The 17,666-nt window shown below is 68.7% G+C and carries 15 protein-coding genes; 10 read left to right on the forward strand and 5 right to left on the reverse strand.

Annotated features, from left to right (window positions below):
* Nucleotides 1–15 precede the first annotated feature (15 nt).
* Together IWX89_RS01015 and IWX89_RS01020 are read right to left on the reverse strand one after the other, a co-directional pair.
* Nucleotides 16–462, reverse strand: coding sequence for a MarR family winged helix-turn-helix transcriptional regulator (locus IWX89_RS01015; RefSeq protein ID WP_196901735.1), 447 nt, complete (start codon nucleotides 460–462; stop codon nucleotides 16–18).
* Between the two features lie 2 nt (nucleotides 463–464).
* Nucleotides 465–2,153 carry an MFS transporter gene (locus IWX89_RS01020; RefSeq protein ID WP_196902097.1) on the reverse strand — a complete coding sequence of 563 codons (1,689 nt, stop codon included), beginning with the start codon at nucleotides 2,151–2,153 and terminating at the stop codon, nucleotides 465–467.
* Between the two features lie 405 nt (nucleotides 2,154–2,558).
* Between IWX89_RS01020 and rplJ the strand changes: the two genes are divergently transcribed.
* The 4 genes from rplJ (at nucleotide 2,559) to IWX89_RS01040 (ending at nucleotide 5,752) form a co-directional block, all read left to right on the forward strand.
* Nucleotides 2,559–3,074: a 50S ribosomal protein L10 gene (rplJ, locus tag IWX89_RS01025; RefSeq protein WP_134365673.1), complete on the forward strand. Its 516-nt coding sequence runs from the start codon at nucleotides 2,559–2,561 to the stop codon at nucleotides 3,072–3,074.
* 52 nt (nucleotides 3,075–3,126) lie between these two features.
* Entirely contained in the window at nucleotides 3,127–3,510 is a 384-nt protein-coding gene (gene rplL, locus IWX89_RS01030) for a 50S ribosomal protein L7/L12 (RefSeq protein ID WP_134510997.1), read from the forward strand.
* A 392-nt stretch (nucleotides 3,511–3,902) separates the two neighbouring features.
* Entirely contained in the window at nucleotides 3,903–4,448 is a 546-nt protein-coding gene (locus IWX89_RS01035; RefSeq protein WP_196901736.1) for a MarR family winged helix-turn-helix transcriptional regulator, read from the forward strand.
* On the forward strand, nucleotides 4,445–5,752 hold the full coding sequence (locus IWX89_RS01040; RefSeq protein WP_196901738.1) for an MFS transporter: 1,308 nt from the start codon (nucleotides 4,445–4,447) through the stop codon (nucleotides 5,750–5,752). Before IWX89_RS01035 ends, IWX89_RS01040 begins: the two co-directional genes overlap by 4 nt.
* Nucleotides 5,753–5,755: 3 nt before the next feature.
* Here the strand turns inward: IWX89_RS01040 and IWX89_RS01045 are convergent, their stop codons facing one another.
* On the reverse strand, nucleotides 5,756–6,784 hold the full coding sequence (locus tag IWX89_RS01045) for a LacI family DNA-binding transcriptional regulator (protein ID WP_196901740.1): 1,029 nt from the start codon (nucleotides 6,782–6,784) through the stop codon (nucleotides 5,756–5,758).
* 297 nt (nucleotides 6,785–7,081) lie between these two features.
* On the opposite strand from IWX89_RS01045, the gene IWX89_RS01050 reads away from it, so the two are divergent.
* The 3 genes from IWX89_RS01050 (at nucleotide 7,082) to IWX89_RS01060 (ending at nucleotide 10,681) form a co-directional block, all read left to right on the forward strand.
* Nucleotides 7,082–8,398, forward strand: coding sequence for an ABC transporter substrate-binding protein (locus IWX89_RS01050; RefSeq protein WP_196901742.1), 1,317 nt, complete (start codon nucleotides 7,082–7,084; stop codon nucleotides 8,396–8,398).
* 178 nt (nucleotides 8,399–8,576) lie between these two features.
* The gene (locus IWX89_RS01055) at nucleotides 8,577–9,710 is read left to right on the forward strand and encodes a carbohydrate ABC transporter permease (protein WP_196901744.1); all 1,134 of its coding nucleotides are present in this window, start codon (nucleotides 8,577–8,579) and stop codon (nucleotides 9,708–9,710) included.
* Complete coding sequence (locus IWX89_RS01060; RefSeq protein ID WP_196901745.1) at nucleotides 9,707–10,681, forward strand: carbohydrate ABC transporter permease; 975 nt, start codon at nucleotides 9,707–9,709, stop codon at nucleotides 10,679–10,681. The genes IWX89_RS01055 and IWX89_RS01060 overlap by 4 nt, the downstream gene beginning before the upstream one ends.
* A gap of 198 nt (nucleotides 10,682–10,879) precedes the next feature.
* Here the strand turns inward: IWX89_RS01060 and IWX89_RS01065 are convergent, their stop codons facing one another.
* Entirely contained in the window at nucleotides 10,880–11,752 is an 873-nt protein-coding gene (locus IWX89_RS01065; protein ID WP_196901747.1) for a DUF559 domain-containing protein, read from the reverse strand.
* A 339-nt stretch (nucleotides 11,753–12,091) separates the two neighbouring features.
* Between IWX89_RS01065 and IWX89_RS01070 the strand changes: the two genes are divergently transcribed.
* A complete protein-coding gene (locus IWX89_RS01070; protein WP_231382738.1) occupies nucleotides 12,092–14,011 on the forward strand; it encodes an ABC transporter ATP-binding protein in 1,920 nt (639 codons plus the stop codon).
* 124 nt (nucleotides 14,012–14,135) lie between these two features.
* Here IWX89_RS01070 and IWX89_RS18900 read toward each other — a convergent pair whose 3' ends face one another.
* A complete protein-coding gene (locus IWX89_RS18900) occupies nucleotides 14,136–14,837 on the reverse strand; it encodes a DUF3105 domain-containing protein (RefSeq protein ID WP_196901749.1) in 702 nt (233 codons plus the stop codon).
* 248 nt (nucleotides 14,838–15,085) lie between these two features.
* Here IWX89_RS18900 and IWX89_RS01080 point away from each other — a divergent pair, with 248 nt between their 5' ends.
* Entirely contained in the window at nucleotides 15,086–16,450 is a 1,365-nt protein-coding gene (locus tag IWX89_RS01080) for a cystathionine beta-synthase (protein ID WP_196901751.1), read from the forward strand.
* A gap of 26 nt (nucleotides 16,451–16,476) precedes the next feature.
* Nucleotides 16,477–17,631, forward strand: a complete 1,155-nt coding sequence (locus tag IWX89_RS01085; RefSeq protein ID WP_196901752.1) for a cystathionine gamma-synthase — start codon at nucleotides 16,477–16,479, stop codon at nucleotides 17,629–17,631.
* Nucleotides 17,632–17,666 lie beyond the last annotated feature (35 nt).

Consider the following 17,666-nt stretch of genomic DNA (forward strand, 5'->3'; position numbering starts at 1 on the left):
CCGGGCGGCCCCCGGCTACGGGGTGTTGAGCTTGGCCAGCAGCCGGGCCAGTTCGCGCAGCTCGCCGGCCGGCCAGCTGCCCAGCCGGCGGTGCACGATCGCGGTGTCGCCCGCCCGCACCTCGGCGAGCTTCCGCACCGCCTCCGGCGTGACGGCGAGGAACCGCGCCCGGCCGTCGGCCGGATCGACCTGGGTCTCCAGCAGCCCCAGGTCGCAGAGCAGCCTGGCCTGGCGGCTGATCACGCTCTTGTCCACGTAGAGCGCCGCGGCGACGGCACTGGCATGAGTGGGCCCGCACCGGGCGAGGAGGCGCAGCATCTTCAGGCCGAACGGCTGCAGTGCCGGGTCGATGCTGAGGGCGGCGTCGCGCATGCTCGCCCGGATGTGCCCGGCGAGCACGCTCATCTGCTCCTCGACCTCGGCGATCGCGGCGCCGGTGTCGCCCTGGCTGGTCTGCGTCATGGTCACAGACTACGCAGCCCGGACGGTGCAGGCTCGCCGCCGCCGCCGACCAGGATCGCCCCCGTCGGATCGTTGCGGCCGACCGGGGTGAGGGCCGAGGCCGCCGCCCCCGCGTCGATCAGGATGTCCTCGACCAGCGCGATCTCGCGTTCGGCCGCACCGCCTGCCGTCTCGGAGTGCGCCCGGGCGATCCCGGTGCGGGTGCCGAGCGCCGCGTTGGGCAGCAGGGCGACCGCGATGAGGGTGATCACGGCCAGCGGCGCGCCGAGCAGGAAGACAGTGCCGACCCCCGAACCGTAGGCGGACTCGACCAGCACCCGGATCGCGGCGGGCAGTGCAGCGATGTGCGGGATGGTGCCGGAGCCGAGGGTGGTCGCGGCGGCCGCCTGATTGGCCGGGGTCAACTGGCCGATCCCCGCGGTGATCTGCTGGGAGACGACCGTGCCGAGCACGGAGCCGAGAACGGAGACCCCGATCGTGCCGCCCAGGCTGCGGAAGAAGGTGACCGCGCTGGTGGCCACGCCGAGGTTCGCGACCTCGACCCCGTTCTGCACGACCAGCACGAGGTTCTGCATCAGCATGCCGAGCCCGGATCCGAGAACGAACATGAAGACCCCGACGAAGAGCAGGCTCGTCCTGCTGGTCAGGGAGCCGAGCAGGAGCAGCCCGACGATCACGAGCACGCTGCCGGAGACCATGATCGATTTCCACTTGCCGGTGCGGCTGATCAGGGTGCCGAACGTGGTCGAGGAGACCAGGAAGCCGCCCATCATCGGGATGGTGAGCAGGCCGGACTGGGTCGGCGTCGCGCCCCGGGCGAGCTGCATGTACTGGCTGAGGAAGACCGAGGTACCGAACATGGCGACGCCCACCGAGACGCTGGCGATCGTGGCCAGGGTGAAGGTGCGGTCGCGGAACAGGCCGAGGGGGATGATCGGCTCCGTCACCCGGGACTCGACCACGACGGCCAGCGAAAGGAGCAGTGCGGCGCCGCCGACCATGAGGAACGACGACACGGATGCCCACTCGAACTGGCTCCCGGCCAGGGTCACCCAGACCAGCAGCAGCGATACGCCCCCGGTGATCAGCACGGCGCCGAGGTAGTCGATCCGCACCGCGCGACGGATCCGCTCGGGCAGGTGCAGGGTGCGCTGCAGCAGCACGATGGCCGCGATCGCCACGGGAAGGGCGATGAAGAAGTTCCAGCGCCAGCCGAACGCATCCGTCACCACGCCGCCGAGCAGCGGGCCGCCGACGGTGCCGACGGCCATGACGGCGCCGAACAGGCCGGCGTACTTGCCGCGGTCGCGCGGGCTGATGATGTCGGCCATGATGATCTGGCTGAGCGCGGCGAGACCGCCGGCGCCGAGGCCCTGCAGCACCCGGAAGCCGATCAGGGTGCCGGTGTCCTGGGAGAGCCCGGCCAGCGCCGAGCCGAGCACGAACACGGCCAGGGCCAGCTGGATGAGCAGCTTGCGGTTGAACAGGTCGGCGAACTTGCCCCAGATCGGGGTGCTGACGGTCGTGGCGAGCAGGGTGGCCGTGATCACCCAGGTGTAGGCGGACTGGTCACCGTGCAGGTCGGAGATGATGATCGGGAGCGAGGTGCTGACCACCGTTCCGGCCAGGATCGAGACGAACATGCCCAGCAGAAGGCCGGACAGGGCCTCGAGCACCTGGCGCCTGGACATGGAACCGTCGGCGGAAACGGTGCGTGCGGCGGGCGCGGTGGGCCTGGCGGACGAGGTGGTGGTGCGCGAAGCGCGTGGCATGGGACTCCCGGAGATAATTGACAGACGTCAACTATATGGCGTTAGTGGACTCAGGTCAACTAAATATCGGGCACGGACGCCGTGCCGTCGATTTGCGGGCGGGGCCCGGGGCGCCTAGAGTGATCAATAGCCAAAGACCGCCGGTTGTCATCGCCCCTGCACAGGAAGCGTTGATCGAAGGTTCATTCACGTGAACGGCCCGCGCAGGAATCGAAGTATGAATGCACTCCCTCGTGGATTGCCTCCCAGCTCCGGCGCTTGCGCTGGGGCTTTTTTCATGTCTGCGCCCCGGGCTACCGGCACATGAAAACCAAGAGGAGCGCCATGGCGAACAAGGAAGCAACGGTCGCCGAGCTGACGGAGAAATTCCAGAGCTCGACCGCCGTTCTGCTCACCGAGTACCGCGGTCTCACTGTTGCGCAGCTCAAGACGCTGCGCGTATCCATCAGTGCGGACGCCACGTACGCCGTGGTAAAGAACACGCTGACCAAGATTGCGGCCAACAACGCCGGCATCACGTCGTTTGACGACGAGCTTGTCGGTCCGTCCGCAATCGCCTTCGTGCACGGAGACCCCGTCGCCGTCGCGAAGACCCTGCGTGCCTTTACCAAGGCAAACCCTCTCCTGGTGGTGAAGGGTGGTTACTTCGACGGTAACCCGCTCACCGCTGCAGAGGTAGGCAAGCTCGCCGACCTCGAGTCCCGTGAGGTGCTGCTGGCCAAGCTGGCCGGCGCCTTCAAGGCCTCGCTGTTCGGAGCCGCATATCTGTTCAACGCACCGCTGTCGAAGGCTGTTCGCACCATCGAAGCGCTGCGTGAGAAGCAGGAGTCCGCGAACTAGGCATTTGCCTGGCATCGCGGTGAGTAACTAAGAAACTATAGGGAGAAAAATCATGGCAAAGCTTTCCACCGAAGAATTGCTCGAACAGTTCAAGGGCCTGACCCTGATCGAACTCAGCGAGTTCGTCAAGGCGTTCGAGGAGACCTTCGAGGTCACCGCTGCTGCTCCGGTCGCCGTTGCCGGTGCCGCCGGACCTGCCGCTGCTGCTGAAGAGGTCGAAGAGCAGAGCGCGTTCGACGTCGTTCTCGAAGCCGTCGGCGACAAGAAGATCCAGGTCATCAAGGTTGTGCGCGAGCTCACCAGCCTGGGCCTCGGCGAGGCCAAGGCCGTCGTCGATGGCGCGCCGAAGGCCGTCCTCGAAGGCGTCTCCAAGGAGGCCGCTGAAAAGGGCAAGGCTGCTCTCGAAGCTGCCGGCGCCACCGCAGTCCTCAAGTAACTAACCGGGCCCCCAGGGGTCCAGTGAGGTCGGGCGGCGTCAGCCGTCCAGCACGCCGACGGGCGTCGCATCCATTGGGTGCGACGCCCGTCGGCCGTTAACCGCCCCCGCCCGCCCCCGCCCGCCCCCGCCCGCCCCCCGGCTCCCTGCCCCCGGCTCCCTGCCCCCGGCTCCTCGCCCCCCGACTCCCGGCCGCCCGGTGTCCCGCCCGGCCCTGTCTGCTCAGGGGGTGTGCCGAATTCAGGAGCCGGTATCCGTTTTCCGGGGTTTTCGGGCTGAAGCGGGCCGGAATCGGGTTTCACACCTGAATTCGGAACAGGGCGACGACGCGGGTGACGGATGTCCATAGCTGGGCTATGGACATACATAGTCAGACTATGTATAGTGGGGGAATGTCTTCCGATCTTTCCGCCCTCCTGGGTGACCTCATCACCGTGAACAATCGCCTCACCCGGGTGGCGGCGCACGCCGCGCACGGGACGGAGTCGGCCGCGACCTGGCGCACCCTCAGCGTGCTGCGCCAGCTCGGCCCGATCCGGCTCGGCGAACTCGCCGCCCGCAGCCGCGTCTCGCAGCCGACCGCGACCAAGCTCGTCACCCATCTCGCCGAGCGAGGCTGGGCGGAGCGCCTCGCCGACCCGCTCGACGCACGCGTCGCGAGCACCGTGATCACCCCGTCCGGGGTGGCCGCGCTCGACGCCTGGCGCAGTGAGCTCGCCGAGGCGCTGTTGCCGATGTTCTCCGGGCTGACCGATGCCGAGGTCGAGACCCTCGAAGAGGCGATCGGGATCCTGCGGGCACGCCTGGACGGCAGCGAGACGCCCGCCGTCCGCCCGGCCGTCCACACGACATCCGTCGGCGCCCTGCCCGGGACAAGCGCCGTGCACAGTTCGAGCACCTCCCCCGGGGCAAGCGCCGCGGCTGGAGCGAGCGCATGAGCCGCGCGAATGCGGACCCGACGGCACAGGCGACCGGCACGACGGCGAACGCCGGGGCACCGGAACCGGCCCGCAGCATCCTGCACCAGCCGACCGCGGTCTGGGCGGTCGCCTTCGCCTGCGTGATCGCGTTCATGGGGATCGGCCTGGTCGACCCCATCCTGCCGGCCATCGCCCGGGACCTCGTGGCGACGCCCACCGAGACCGAGATGCTCTTCACCAGCTACCTCGTGATCACGGGCATCGCCATGTTCTTCACGAGCTGGCTGTCCAGCCGGATCGGTGCCAAGCGCACCCTGCTGATCGGCCTCGCCCTGATCATCGCCTTCGCCCTCGCGGCCGGCCTGTCGCAGAATGTGGAGTCGATCATCGGCTTCCGGGCCGGTTGGGGCCTCGGCAACGCGCTCTTCATCTCGACCGCCCTGGCCACCATCGTCGGCGCGGCCTCCGGCGGAACCTCGTCGGCGATCATCCTCTACGAGGCGGCGCTCGGTCTCGGCATCGCGATCGGGCCGCTGATCGGCGGGCTGCTCGGCAGCCTGAGCTGGCGTGGCCCGTTCTTCGGCAGTGCGACGCTGATGGCGGTCGGATTCATCGCGATCGTCGTGATGCTGAAAAGCGAGCCGGCCAGACCTGCGCCGATCCGTGTCTCGGCCCCGTTCCGCGCGCTCGCCCGCCCCGGGCTCGGGGTGCTGGCCGCCGCCGCGTTCTTCTACAACATCGGCTTCTTCGTGCTGCTCGCCTACACCCCGTTCGCGCTCGTCCCGCTCGGCCTGGGCAGTGCCGTGACCCTCGGTCTCGTCTTCTTCGGCTGGGGGCTCTCGCTCGCGGTCACCTCGGTCTGGGTCGCACCGCTGCTGACCCGCCGGATGCCGCGCACCCAGGTGCTCTGGATCGTCCTTCCGCTGCTCGCGCTCGACCTTCTGGCCGCGGCCGTGTCGATCGGGTCCGCCGTCGGACTGGTCGCCTGCGTCGTCGTCGGCGGGCTGCTGCTCGGCGTGCTGAACACCGTCCTCACCGAATGCGTCATGGAGGCGACCGACCTGCCGCGATCCGTGGCGAGCTCGGCGTACTCCGGGGTGCGCTTCCTCGGCGGCGCGATCGCCCCGCCCGCCGCGACGCTGCTGGCGGCATCGGTCGGGCCGGCCAGCCCGTTCGTGGCCGCCGCGGCATCCGTGCTCGTCGCCGTGGCGATCCTCGTGGCCGGGCACCGGCACCTGGGCCGGGCCAACGGGCAGGTCGACCCGCTCGGGCAGGTCGACCCGCTCGAGGAGGCCGAGGCGATCGGGGCCGGCGACAGCTGAGGCTCAGCCGCCCAGCGGGCTCCGGGGTCCGCTCGTACTCGAGCGGAACACGAGGTTGGTCGGCAGCACGGTCAGGTGGTCGGACTCCTCGCGGAGCGCGGGAGACTCGAGCTCGGCCAGGAGAGTGGCCACCGCCAGGCGGCCCTGCCGCCGGGGGTGCTGCTCCAGCGTGGTCAGGCGGAACATGTCGGCGTACGGATGCCCGTCGATGCCGATCACGGACAGGTCCGCCGGCACCTGGATGCCCAGTTCCCGGGCCGCGACGATGAGGCCGATCGCGATCTCATCGCTGGCGGCGAAGATCGCCGTCGGCCGGGTGCGCGGGTCGCCGAAGACGGAGAGCCCTACCTGGTAGCCGCCCGGCATCGTGAACTCGCAGGGGAAGAAGGCGCCCTCGGTGCGGCAGCCGGCCTCGTGCATGGCCGCGTAGAACCCGGTCAGGCGCTGGCTGTGCACCTTGAAGTCGATCTCATCGGCCTGATTGCCGCCGATGTGCAGGATGTCGCGGTGGCCGAGGCTGAGCAGGTGCTCGGTGGCGAGCCGGGCGGCGGCGACGTCGTCGATCGCGATCGTCGGCACGCCCCGGATGGGCCCGCCGATGCCCACCAGCGGTCGGCCGAGGCGGTGCAGGTGGTCGACCTCGCCTTCGCTGAGGGCGACCCCGACCGAGATCACGCCATCGAATCGTTTGCGGGCGAGGAAATACTCGAACACGCTGTCCCGCTCGGGCGAGGCGGCCGGCAGGTTGTAGAGGGTCATGTCGTACCCCTCGGCGAGGAGGGCTTCCTCCATGCTCTCGAGCACCTCGGAGAAGAACCAGCGGCTGATGAACGGGATGATGACGCCGATGCTCTTGGTTCGGCCGGTGACCAGGCTGGCGGCGTTGGGGGAGGCGACGTAGCCGATCTCCCTGGCCGCTGCGACCACCTTGAGCCGGGTCTCCTCCGACACGTAGCCCCGGCCGCTGAGCGCGCGGGAGGCCGTGGCCTTCGCCACGCCGGCGAGGCGGGCGACATCCGCGATCGCGCTCATTCCGGCCTCCGTCGTTGGTTGTGCTGACGACAGACTAGCGGCAATTCTCCCCGACTGGAACCGGTTCCATGAATTTCTTCTGCTCTGCGCAGCCTCAACCTGGCACGCCGCCGTCGAGAGCGCTCTCAGCCGATCTTTTTCAATTTGTGACCACATCGGTCTTGCGGATCAGGGGGTCGTGCCGTAACTTATGGTGTGGAACCGGTTCCCTATTCGGTCGATTCCAGCACCTGCAGCACTTCGGTGTCCCTGGGAAATGCCCAATCGAACACCGCTACATCTCAATGAGGAGGACTAATGCGGCTCTCGCACCGCCGTTTCACAGCATCCATCGCCTTCGCGGCGATCGCCGGATTGACCCTGGCCGGCTGTTCCGGGGGACCCGGAAGCACCACATCCGACGCCGGAGCCAAGGGCGATGGCGTCGTCACCGTTTACGGCACGATCGCCGACACCGAGGCCAAGCTGCTCGAGAAATCCTGGGCTGACTGGGAAAAGAAGAACAACATCGACATTCAGTACGAATCGTCGAAGGAGTTCGAAGCGCAGATCGCGATCCGCGCGCAGGGTGGCAACGCTCCTGACCTCGCGATCTTCCCGCAGCCGGGCCTGATGGCCGACCTCGCCAGCCGCGACTTCCTCAAGCCTGCTCCGAAGGCCGTCGAGGACAACGTCGACAAGAACTGGTCCAAGGACTGGAAGGCGTACGGCACCGTGGGAGACACCTTCTACGGCGCCCCGCTGATGGCCAGCGTCAAGGGCTTCGTCTGGTACTCGCCGAAAAAGTTCAAGGAGTGGGGCGTCGAGGTTCCCAAGACCTGGGACGAGCTCCTCGCCGTGACCAAGACCATCCAGGAGAAGTCCGGCACCGCACCGTGGTGCGCCGGCTTCGGCTCCGGCGACGCCACCGGCTGGCCGGGCACCGACTGGGTCGAAGACCTCGTCCTCCGCGAAGCCGGACCGGAGACCTACGACAAGTGGGTCAAGAACGAGATCCCGTTCACCGATCCCGCGATCAAGACCGCGTTCGACTCCCTCGGCGAGATCCTGCTGAACCCGGCCTACGTCAACGCCACCTTCGGCGACGTACGCTCGATCAACACGACCGCCTTCGGCGACGTCGCCACTCCGATCGCCAACGGCACCTGCGCCCTGACCCACCAGGCATCCTTCTTCGACGGCTTCATCACGGATGCCGGCGGCAAGGTCGGTCCTGACGGCGACGTGTGGGCCTTCATCACCCCGGCCGCCAAGGCCGGCGGACAGGCCGTCACCGGTGGTGGCGAGATCGTCGGCGCATTCTCCGACGACGCCGACACCCAGAAGGTCCAGGCCTACCTCTCCAGCGCCGACTGGGCCAACAGCCGCGTCAGCCTCGGTGGAGTGATCAGCGCCAACAAGGGTCTCGACCCGGCCAACGCGAAGAGCCCGATCCTCCAGGAAGCCATCAAGATCCTGCAGGACCCGAAGACCACCTTCCGCTTCGACGCCTCCGACCTCATGCCGGGTTCGGTGGGAGCCGGAACGTTCTGGAAGGGAATGGTCAACTGGATCAACGGCACTCCGACCGACGAGGTGCTGACCAGCATCGAAGGCGGCTGGCCGTCCAAGTAGCACGACCGGGGCTCAGACCCCCAGCAACACAGCACGTGTAGTAGCAGCACCCAGCAGTGGTGGGCCGCTCGTCCTCAAAACCGGGCGGCCCACTCCGCTGTGGGTGTAGCGTGGCGGTAAATTTTCCCGCCCAACCAGCGATCACCGTGAGTCCACAGTCGTACTCGAGAGGTTTCAGATGTCAGCGTTCTTTGCCTGGCTGGGGCAATTGCCGGCCCTCGCACAAATCCCCATCATCGTCCTGGCCTTCGCGGCCCTGGTCGGGGCTATCCTGTTCTTCGTCGAGATCGCCCCGCGATCCGGCACCATCTACACCGTCATCCGGCTCGTGGTGTGCGTGGCGGCTCCGCTGCTCATCCTCCTCGCCGCCGGGTCGTACTGGTGGGCGTCGGCGGCCGCCGCGGTACTCGGCGGGGTGTTCTTCATCGTCGACTACCGTTCCCGCGCCGGAGCCGGCTACCTCTTCCAGCTCTTCGGATTCCTCTCGCCGGCCATCCTGCTGCTCGTGGTCGGACTGGTCATCCCGACCGTCCAGACCACAGTGCAGGCGTTCATGAACTCGCGGGGAACAGCCTTCATCGGCCTCGACAACTTCATCTGGGTGTTCACCCAGCCGGAGGCGATCCGCACGGTGCTCAACACGATCGTCTGGGTCTTGATCGCCCCGCTCGTGTCCACCATCGCCGGACTCGCCTACGCGGTGTTCATCGACAAGAGCCGTGGTGAGAAGTACTTCAAGATCATGGTGTTCATGCCCATGGCCATCTCCTTCGTGGGAGCGTCGATCATCTGGCGCTTCGTCTACACGGCCCGCCCGGCGGACCAGAACCAGATCGGCCTGCTCAACCAGATCGTCGTCTGGTTCGGCGGCCAGCCGGTCGACTTCATCGCCAACGAGCCGTGGAACACGCTCTTCCTGATCATCGTGTTGATCTGGGTGCAGACCGGATTCGCCATGGTCGTGCTCTCAGCGGCCATCAAGGGCGTCCCCGCCGAGCAGCTGGAGGCCGCGGAACTCGACGGCACCAACGCCTGGCAGAAGTTCATCAACGTCACGGTCCCCGGCATCCGCAGTTCCCTCATCGTCGTCCTGACGACGATCTCCATCGCCTCGCTCAAGGTCTTCGACATCGTCCGGACCATGACCGCCGGCGCCAACGACACGAGCGTCATCGCGAACGAGATGTACACGCAGTTCAAGAACTTCGAGTTGGGCCGCTCGGCGGCCTTCGCCGTCGTGCTGTTCCTGCTCGTGCTGCCTATCGTCGTCTACAACGCCCGCCAGATCCAGAAGCAGAGGGGAATCCGATGAGCGCGATCCTTCCAGTTGAGCTCCCCGTCGACAAGTCCACCGAGAAGCAGCTGCGCAACGGCGCCCGCAAGACGGAATTCGCCGCGGCCCGCCGCACCAAGAAGCGCCTGACCAGCAGGGGCGCCACGATCGCGGCCCTCGTGATCGCCGTGGTCTGGACGATTCCGACCTTCGGTCTCTTCGTCTCGTCGTTCCGGCCTGCCCAGCAGGTGCGGACCACCGGATGGTGGACGATCTTCTCCAACTGGGGTGTCACGTTCGACAACTACTCCGACGTGCTCCAGGCCGGAAACAGCCAGTTGAACCTCGCCGGGGCGTTCATCAACTCGATCGCGATCACCCTTCCGGCGACGTTGTTGCCCCTCATCGTCGCCAGCCTCGCCGCCTACGCGTTCGCCTGGATCGACTTCCGGGGCAAGAACGTGCTGTTCATCGCGGTGTTCGCGCTGCAGATCGTGCCGCTGCAGATGGCCCTCGTGCCCCTGCTCCGGTTCTTCTCCAAGGGGGAGATCTTCGGCTTCCCGGTGGTCACGGCGATCAGCGACGCGGGTGGGTACTCGCAGGTCTGGATCGCGCACACCATGTTCGCCCTGCCGCTGGCGATCTACCTGCTGCACAACTTCGTCTCGGAGATCCCGGCTGACGTGATCGAGGCGGCGCGTGTCGACGGCGCCGGCCACGGCCAGGTCTTCTTCCGGATCGTGCTGCCGCTGACCATGCCCGCCATCGCATCCTTCGCCATCTTCCAGTTCCTCTGGGTCTGGAACGACCTGCTGGTGGCGCTGATCTTCGCCGACGGAGCCGTCGCCCCGATGACGAAGCTTCTGGCCGAGATCACCGGAAGCCGTGGCCAGGACTGGCACCTGCTCACGGCCGGCGCCTTCATCTCGATCCTGGTGCCGCTGATCGTGTTCTTCAGCCTGCAGCGCTACTTCGTGCGCGGCCTGCTGGCCGGCTCGACCAAGGGGTAGCCCGGCATCCGCCCCGCCCCAGCCCGCCCCGTTCCGAATTCAGGCGTCCAGCCCCGTTTTCCGCCGTTTCCACTCGGATTCGGCCCGAAAACGGCCGGTGCTCCTGAATTCGGAACGGGGCGGGCGGGCGGGATGAGGGCGGGCTTGCGGGATCAGGGCGGAGTGAGGGCTGAGTGCGGCCGGAGGGTGCAGGCGGGGTCAGGGGCGGTGGCCGGCCAGAGCCGCACGAATCGCCGCAAGCACGAGGGGCCAGCTGCGCATCACCAGTGCATAGCTGAAGCGCAGGGTGCGAAAACCGCGAATGGCGAGCTCAGCGTCGCGCCGGCAATCCTCGTCGTGGGCAGCCACGTTGTCGTGGTGTTCGAGCCCGTCCCACTCGATCACGAGCCAGCCCTGCAGCAGCAGGTCGACGCGGCCGACGCCGGCGATCTTGACCTGGTGCCGGCCACGGATGCCCGCGCGCGCCAGCCGAACCCGGCCGATGCTCTCGAGAAAGCTGTGGCACAGGGCGGTGCAGTCCTCGAGCTCGGCGAGAGTGGTCTGCGGCAGGTCCAGCAGCCACCGGTCCAGCTCTGCGCTGCCGGTCGGATCCAGATGGAGGAACGAGTCGAAGGCCGCGACCGCGAGCTCGGCGCTCTGGCAGAGCGCGAGCTGCAGAACCGTTTCCCGCGGCGAGGTGACCAGGCGCGTGAACGGCTCTGCGGGCACCCGGTCGGCCCAGTGCAGGGTGATCCCCTGGGGTGCGGGGGCGGACATCCGTTCCCGCGGGTCCAGGGGCGTGCGGAGCCGAGCCGCGTTCGGGGCGAGACAGACGTGGAGTCCCGGTCGTTCCCGCACGGCCCAGCCGTAGTGGCGCGCGGCCGAGACGCAGGCGAGTCGGCCGCCGATGCGCACCGCCCTGATCAGGTCGGCTGGCGTTCCGGGGAGGGCGTACCAGCCCTTCCGCGGGCGGAACGCCTGGCCCTGATTGACCGCGATGCTCAACTGCCGCCCGGTCGCACCGAGGGCGATGAGTTCGCGCCGCTGCGCGACTCCGTGAAGCGTGGTGAGGGCATCCGTCAGATGTGTCATGCGGCGAGCCTGGCCTGCCGGGTAGGAGCCTCCCGGCTGGGCGTGCACTCTGTGGAGAACCCCGCCCCTGGCGACCTGTGGAGGACCACACTCCTGTCCCGAATTCAGGTGCAGAGCCCCGAATCCGGCGGAGATCGCCGGACTTCCGCACTCCCGCGCCCTGTACTCCTGAATTCGGGACGGGCGCAGGGCGGGGAGCGGACGGGCGCAGGGCGGGGAACGGATGGGAGTGGGGCCGGGCGCGGGGCGGGAGAGGGTGGGGCGACCCCGGGCGCGGGGCGGGAGAGGGTGGGGCGACCCCGGGATCGTTAAGGTGCCTAGGGAGCTTAGAGTGAATCTATGAGTGGAATGCACGGCGGCAACAGTCCGCGCCAGGCCGGTCAGTACGGGCGTCCCCGAGGCCGCGTCAGCGGCGGGGATGCCGAGGCCCAGCGGGCGGAGAATGCGGCTGCCCCGCGCATCCCGAACCTCCTGCGCCGCATCGGCTCCCTCTTCGCACCGCACCGCCGGGACCTGACGATCACCGTCGTGCTCGTCTTCATCAGCGCCGCCCTGTCGGTGGTGCCGCCGCTGCTCGTGCAGCGCGCCTTCGACGAGGGCCTCTTCCCGCCGGGCGGCAACCCGAACCTGCCGCGCCTGGCCACCCTGGTCGGCCTGATGATCGGCATCTACCTGGGATCCCAGCTCCTCGGCGTGTGGCAGACCTGGCTGACCGCGACCGTGGGCAACTCGGTGATGGGCGCGCTGCGGGTGCGCCTGTTCACCCACCTGCAGGCGATGGAACTCAGCTTCTTCACCAAGACGAAGACGGGCGTGATCCAGTCCCGGCTGCAGAACGACGTCGGCGGGGTGGCGAGCGTGCTCACCAACACCATCTCCAGCCTGCTCGGCAACATGGTCACGGTGATCGCGGCCCTCGTCGCCATGCTGCTGCTGAACTGGCAGCTCGCCATCGTGGCGGTGATCCTGATGCCCGTTCTCGTCATCGCGCAACGCCGCGTCGGCCAGGTGCGCGCCCGGATCGCGTCGAAGACCCAGGAGTCGCTCTCCGACATGACCGCCATCACCCAGGAGACCCTGAGCGTGTCGGGCATCCTGCTCTCGAAGAGTTTCACCAGGCAGCAGGCCGAGATCCGCCGCTACTCCGACGAGAACGACAACCAGGTGCGGCTGCAGGTCAGCCAGCAGATGAGCGGCCAGTGGTTCTTCGCCATGGTCAGCATCTTCCTCTCCAGCATTCCCGCGATCGTGTACCTGGTCGCCGGGCTGCTGATGGCCAACGGCACCACGGATGTCACCCCCGGCACGATCGTGGCGTTCACCACGGTGCAGTCCCGCCTGCTGTTCCCGCTGCTGGGGCTGATGCGGGTGGCGCTCGACCTGCAGACCTCCAGCGCCCTGTTCGCCCGCATCTTCCAGTACCTCGACCTCACCCCCGCGATCAGCGACGCGCCGACCGCCGGGGACGTTCCGGCCGCCGGCGAGGCCACCGGCCGGGTCGAGTTCGATGACGTCACCTTCGCCTACCCGGATGCCGCGGCCGACTCCCGGCCGACCCTCGACGCCGTCTCGTTCCGGATCGAACCCGGCGAGTTCGCGGCGTTCGTCGGCCCGTCCGGGGCAGGCAAGACCACGGTGTCCTACCTGATCCCGCGCTTCTACGAAGCCTCCGCCGGGCGGGTGCTGTTCTCCGGCGTGGACGTGCGCGAGCTGCGGCAGGAGTCCCTCGTCTCGCACATCGGCATCGTCAGCCAGGAGACCTACCTCTTCCACGCCACGATCGCCGAGAACCTGCGCTACGCGAAACCGGATGCCACCGACGCCGAACTCGAGGCCGCCGCGCGCTCGGCGAGCATCCACGACACCATCGCCTCATTCCCCGAGGGCTACGCCACTGTGGTGGGGGAGCGCGGGTACCGGCTCTCCGGGGGTGAAAAGCAGCGGATCGCGATCGCCCGGGTGCTGCTGAAGGACCCCGAGGTGCTCATCCTCGACGAGGCGACGAGCGCCCTCGATTCCATCTCCGAGCGGATCGTGCAGACCGCGCTGGACACTGCGTCCCGGGGCCGCACGACCATCGCCATCGCGCACCGATTGTCCACGATCGTCTCCGCCGACGTGATCTTCGTCGTGGACGGCGGCCGGGTGGTCGAGAGCGGCACCCACGCCGGGCTGCTCGCCGCGAACGGCGTCTACGCGCGGCTCTACGCCGAGCAGGTGACCGCACCGTCGCCGTCCCGGCTGCTCCCCGCGGAGTAGCCGCGGCATCCGGCGCCCGCAGTCCGGGCCTCGGCTCTCGTGGCGCACCTTCGGTGAGCGCGCGCATGTTCAATCGTGCGCCCGCAGCCGGAAGGTGCGCCACGAGCGTGAACGGAGCAGGCGGCTAGCCCACCTTGCCGGGGGCGTCGAGGGCGCCCGAGCAGGACTCGCCCGGCTCGGGCGCGGTCGGCCCGTTCCGGTAGTAGGCGGCGAACGCCGGGATGCGCGGATCGGCGGCCGAGTCCAGCCGGAGCTGCACGTTCCAGGCGGTCAGCACGATCGGTGAGCCCAGTCCGGGGTAGGGCGAGACGAGCACGTGGTCGCCGGGCAGGGCTGCCCGCAACGCCGCAACCTCGGCCGGGGCGAGCGCCGGGTCGTAGGTCGCCCAGACCGTGCCGTGCTCGAGCGAGTGCACGGCGTTCTCGTTCGGCACGGGCCGGTCGTAGACCCCGCAGTCCAGCCAGACGGGACTGTGCGGCCCGCCGGCCGGCGGGGTCTGCGGGTAGGCGACGGATGTCGTGACGTGGCTCGGTTCGTTGGCGAACGTCTCCAGCCCGGCGATCGGTGCCGCGCCGGGGGTTGCGGCCGGCGTCGCGCCCGGCGTCCCGGTGGCGGCCCCGGTTGCGGCGGCTCCCGTCGCGCCGGACCCGGGGGTGCCGGCGGACTCGCCCGGCGCGCTCGCGGGCGCGAGCACCGAGGAGATGAGCAGCGCGCTCACGGCGACGGCGGCGAGCACGCCCAGGGCGAGGCCGAACCGGCGGTTCCAGACCAGGCGCTTAATCTCGCGGGGTGAGCGCGGGGCATCCGTCGTGTCGTCAGCAGGCACGGGCGTCTTTCAGCATGGTCGCGATTCTACGCAGCCCGGCTGAGTCTGGTGCGCGGGCCGCAGTCTGGTGACTCCGAGCGCGCTTCGCTAGAGTGGGAAACGTGCTCGTTCTGATGTCGTGTCCGCGGTGTGGCTGTCGCTAGCCAAGCCTCCGCACTTCCCCACGACCTCGCGTTTCCCTCGGCGCGTGCAGCCTCCGGCCGCGCGGCGAGTGAACTACGGCGCGACACCATGACGAAGGACACTCCATGAAAATTGCCGACACCATTCTCGACCTGATCGGCGACACCCCGCTGGTCAAGCTCCACAAGGTCACGGAGGGCGTGACCGCCACCGTGCTGGTCAAGCTCGAATACCTCAACCCGGGCGGCTCGTCCAAGGACCGCATCGCGACCCGGATCATCGACGCCGCCGAACGCGACGGCCTGCTCCTGCCCGGCGGCACCATCGTCGAACCCACCTCCGGCAACACCGGCGTCGGCCTCGCCCTGGTCGCCCAGCAGCGCGGCTACCGGTGCGTGTTCGTGCTGCCGGACAAGGTCGGCGAGGACAAGCGCAACGTGCTCACGGCCTACGGCGCGGAGATCGTGGTGACCCCGACATCCGTCGCCCCCGACCACCCCGACTCCTACTACAGCGTCTCCGACCGGCTGGCCCGGGAGATCCCGGGGGCGTTCAAGCCGAACCAGTACGCCAACCCGAACGGGCCGCTCAGCCACTACGAGACCACCGGCCCCGAGATCTGGCGCGACACCGACGGCACGATCACCCACTTCGTCGCGGGCGTGGGCACCGGCGGCACCATCACCGGCACCGGGCGCTACCTGCGCGAGGTGTCCGGCGACACCGTGCGCATCATCGGCGCCGACCCGGAAGGATCGGTCTACTCCGGCGGCACCGGCCGCCCCTACCTGGTCGAGGGCGTCGGTGAGGACTTCTGGCCGGCCGCCTACGACCCGGCCGTCGTGCACGAGGTGATCGCCGTGTCCGACGCCGACTCCTTCGCGATGACCCGCCGCCTCGCCCTTGAGGAGGGAATCCTGGTCGGCGGCTCGAGCGGGATGGCCGTGGTCGCCGCCCTCCGCGCCGCCGAGAAGCTCACCGCCGCCGACACCATCGTCGTGCTGCTGCCCGACGGCGGCCGCGGCTACCTGGGCAAGATCTTCAACGACGGCTGGATGCGCAGCTACGGTTTCACCAACGCGCCCGCCGGGCACACCGTCGGCAACCTGCTCGAATCGAAGACCGGCACGCTCCCGGCGTTCGTCTACGTGCACCCGAGCGCCACCGTGCGTGACGCGATCGAGCGGATGACGTCGTCGAGCGTCTCCCAGGTGCTCGTGCTGACGGCGAAACCGCCGGTCGTCATGGGCGAGGTCGTCGGCTCCCTCGACGAACGCCACCTGATGGAACTCGTCTTCTCCGGGGAGGCGAAACTGGGCGACCAGGTCAGCGCCTTCGTCAGCGATTCCCTGCCGATGATCGGCGTGAACGAGCCGGTCGCCGCGGCCCGCGCCGCCTTCGCCGGCCACGATGCACTGCTCGTCACCGACGGCGGCAAACCCCTCGGCGTCATCACCCGCCACGACCTGCTCACCTACCTGAGCGCCTAGACAGTCTTCGACAGTAAGGACCACCCATGGCTCGCACGCAGAACTTCGACACCATCGCCATCCACGCCGGGCAGGAATTCGATCCGACTACCGGCGCCGTCATCCCGCCGATCTACCAGACCTCCACCTACGTGCAGGAGAGCATCGGCAACCTGCGCGGCGGCTACGAGTACAGCCGCGGCGGCAACCCCACCCGCACAGTGCTCGAGACCCTGCTCGCCGCGCTCGAGGGAGGTAAGCACGGGCTGTCCTTCGCCAGCGGGCTCGCCGCCGAGGACACCATCCTGCGCGCCCTCCTGGCGCCCGGCGACCACATCGTGCTCGGCAACGACGTCTACGGCGGCACCCACCGGCTGATCAACAAGGTGCACGGCGCCTGGGGCGTGCGGAACACCACGGTCGAGATGTCGGACCTCGCCGCCGTCGAACAGGCGATCCTCCCCGGTAAGACGAAGATCCTCTGGGTGGAGACGCCGAGCAACCCCCTCATGAAGATCAGTGACATTGCCGCGCTCGCCGAGCTCGGGCACCGTTTCGGGGTCACCGTCATCGTCGACAACACGTTCGCTTCGCCCGCGCTGCAGCATCCGCTTGCCTTCGGCGCCGACGTGGTCGTGCACTCCACGACGAAGTACCTCGGCGGCCACTCCGACGTGCTCGGCGGGGCCCTGGTCATCAACGATGACGCGCTGGCCGAGAAGGCCCAGTTCCTGCAGTTCGCGGCCGGCCCGGTCTCCGCGCCGCTCGACGCCTGGCTCACCGTGCGCGGCATCAAGACCCTGTCGGTGCGGATGGACCGCCACTGCAGCAACGCGCAGGCGATCGCCGAACACTTGCAGGGCCACCCCGCGATCGACACCGTGTACTACCCCGGGCTGCCGGGCCACCCCGGCCACGAGCTGGCGAAGAAGCAGATGCGCGGCTTCGGCGGCATGCTCTCCCTCGCCTTCGCCGGGGGAGCGCCGGCGGCGCGCGCCTTCGCCGAGTCGACCCACCTGTTCCAGCTGGCCGAGTCCCTCGGCGGGGTCGAGTCCCTCGTGAACTACCCGTCCGAGATGACGCACGCCTCGGTGCGCGGCACCGAACTCGAGGTGCCCGACAACATCATCCGCCTCTCGGTGGGCATCGAGGACGTGGCCGACCTGATCGCCGACGTGGAGCAGGCCCTGCCCGCCCGCTGACCTTGGCAGTTTCTCGACGGAGTGTGTCGTCTCTG

It is taken from the genome of Cryobacterium sp. MP_M3 (assembly GCF_015752155.1).
Lineage (GTDB): Bacteria > Actinomycetota > Actinomycetes > Actinomycetales > Microbacteriaceae > Cryobacterium.

Coding starts and splice junctions, on each gene's coding strand:
- IWX89_RS01015 (WP_196901735.1), bottom strand. CDS start 462: ATGACGCAGACCAGCCAGGGCGACACCGGCGCCGCGATCGCCGAGGTC.
- IWX89_RS01020 (WP_196902097.1), bottom strand. CDS start 2,153: ATGTCCAGGCGCCAGGTGCTCGAGGCCCTGTCCGGCCTTCTGCTGGGC.
- rplJ (WP_134365673.1), top strand. CDS start 2,559: ATGGCGAACAAGGAAGCAACGGTCGCCGAGCTGACGGAGAAATTCCAG.
- rplL (WP_134510997.1), top strand. CDS start 3,127: ATGGCAAAGCTTTCCACCGAAGAATTGCTCGAACAGTTCAAGGGCCTG.
- IWX89_RS01035 (WP_196901736.1), top strand. CDS start 3,903: ATGTCTTCCGATCTTTCCGCCCTCCTGGGTGACCTCATCACCGTGAAC.
- IWX89_RS01040 (WP_196901738.1), top strand. CDS start 4,445: ATGAGCCGCGCGAATGCGGACCCGACGGCACAGGCGACCGGCACGACG.
- IWX89_RS01045 (WP_196901740.1), bottom strand. CDS start 6,784: ATGAGCGCGATCGCGGATGTCGCCCGCCTCGCCGGCGTGGCGAAGGCC.
- IWX89_RS01050 (WP_196901742.1), top strand. CDS start 7,082: ATGCGGCTCTCGCACCGCCGTTTCACAGCATCCATCGCCTTCGCGGCG.
- IWX89_RS01055 (WP_196901744.1), top strand. CDS start 8,577: ATGTCAGCGTTCTTTGCCTGGCTGGGGCAATTGCCGGCCCTCGCACAA.
- IWX89_RS01060 (WP_196901745.1), top strand. CDS start 9,707: ATGAGCGCGATCCTTCCAGTTGAGCTCCCCGTCGACAAGTCCACCGAG.
- IWX89_RS01065 (WP_196901747.1), bottom strand. CDS start 11,752: ATGACACATCTGACGGATGCCCTCACCACGCTTCACGGAGTCGCGCAG.
- IWX89_RS01070 (WP_231382738.1), top strand. CDS start 12,092: ATGAGTGGAATGCACGGCGGCAACAGTCCGCGCCAGGCCGGTCAGTAC.
- IWX89_RS01080 (WP_196901751.1), top strand. CDS start 15,086: ATGAAAATTGCCGACACCATTCTCGACCTGATCGGCGACACCCCGCTG.
- IWX89_RS01085 (WP_196901752.1), top strand. CDS start 16,477: ATGGCTCGCACGCAGAACTTCGACACCATCGCCATCCACGCCGGGCAG.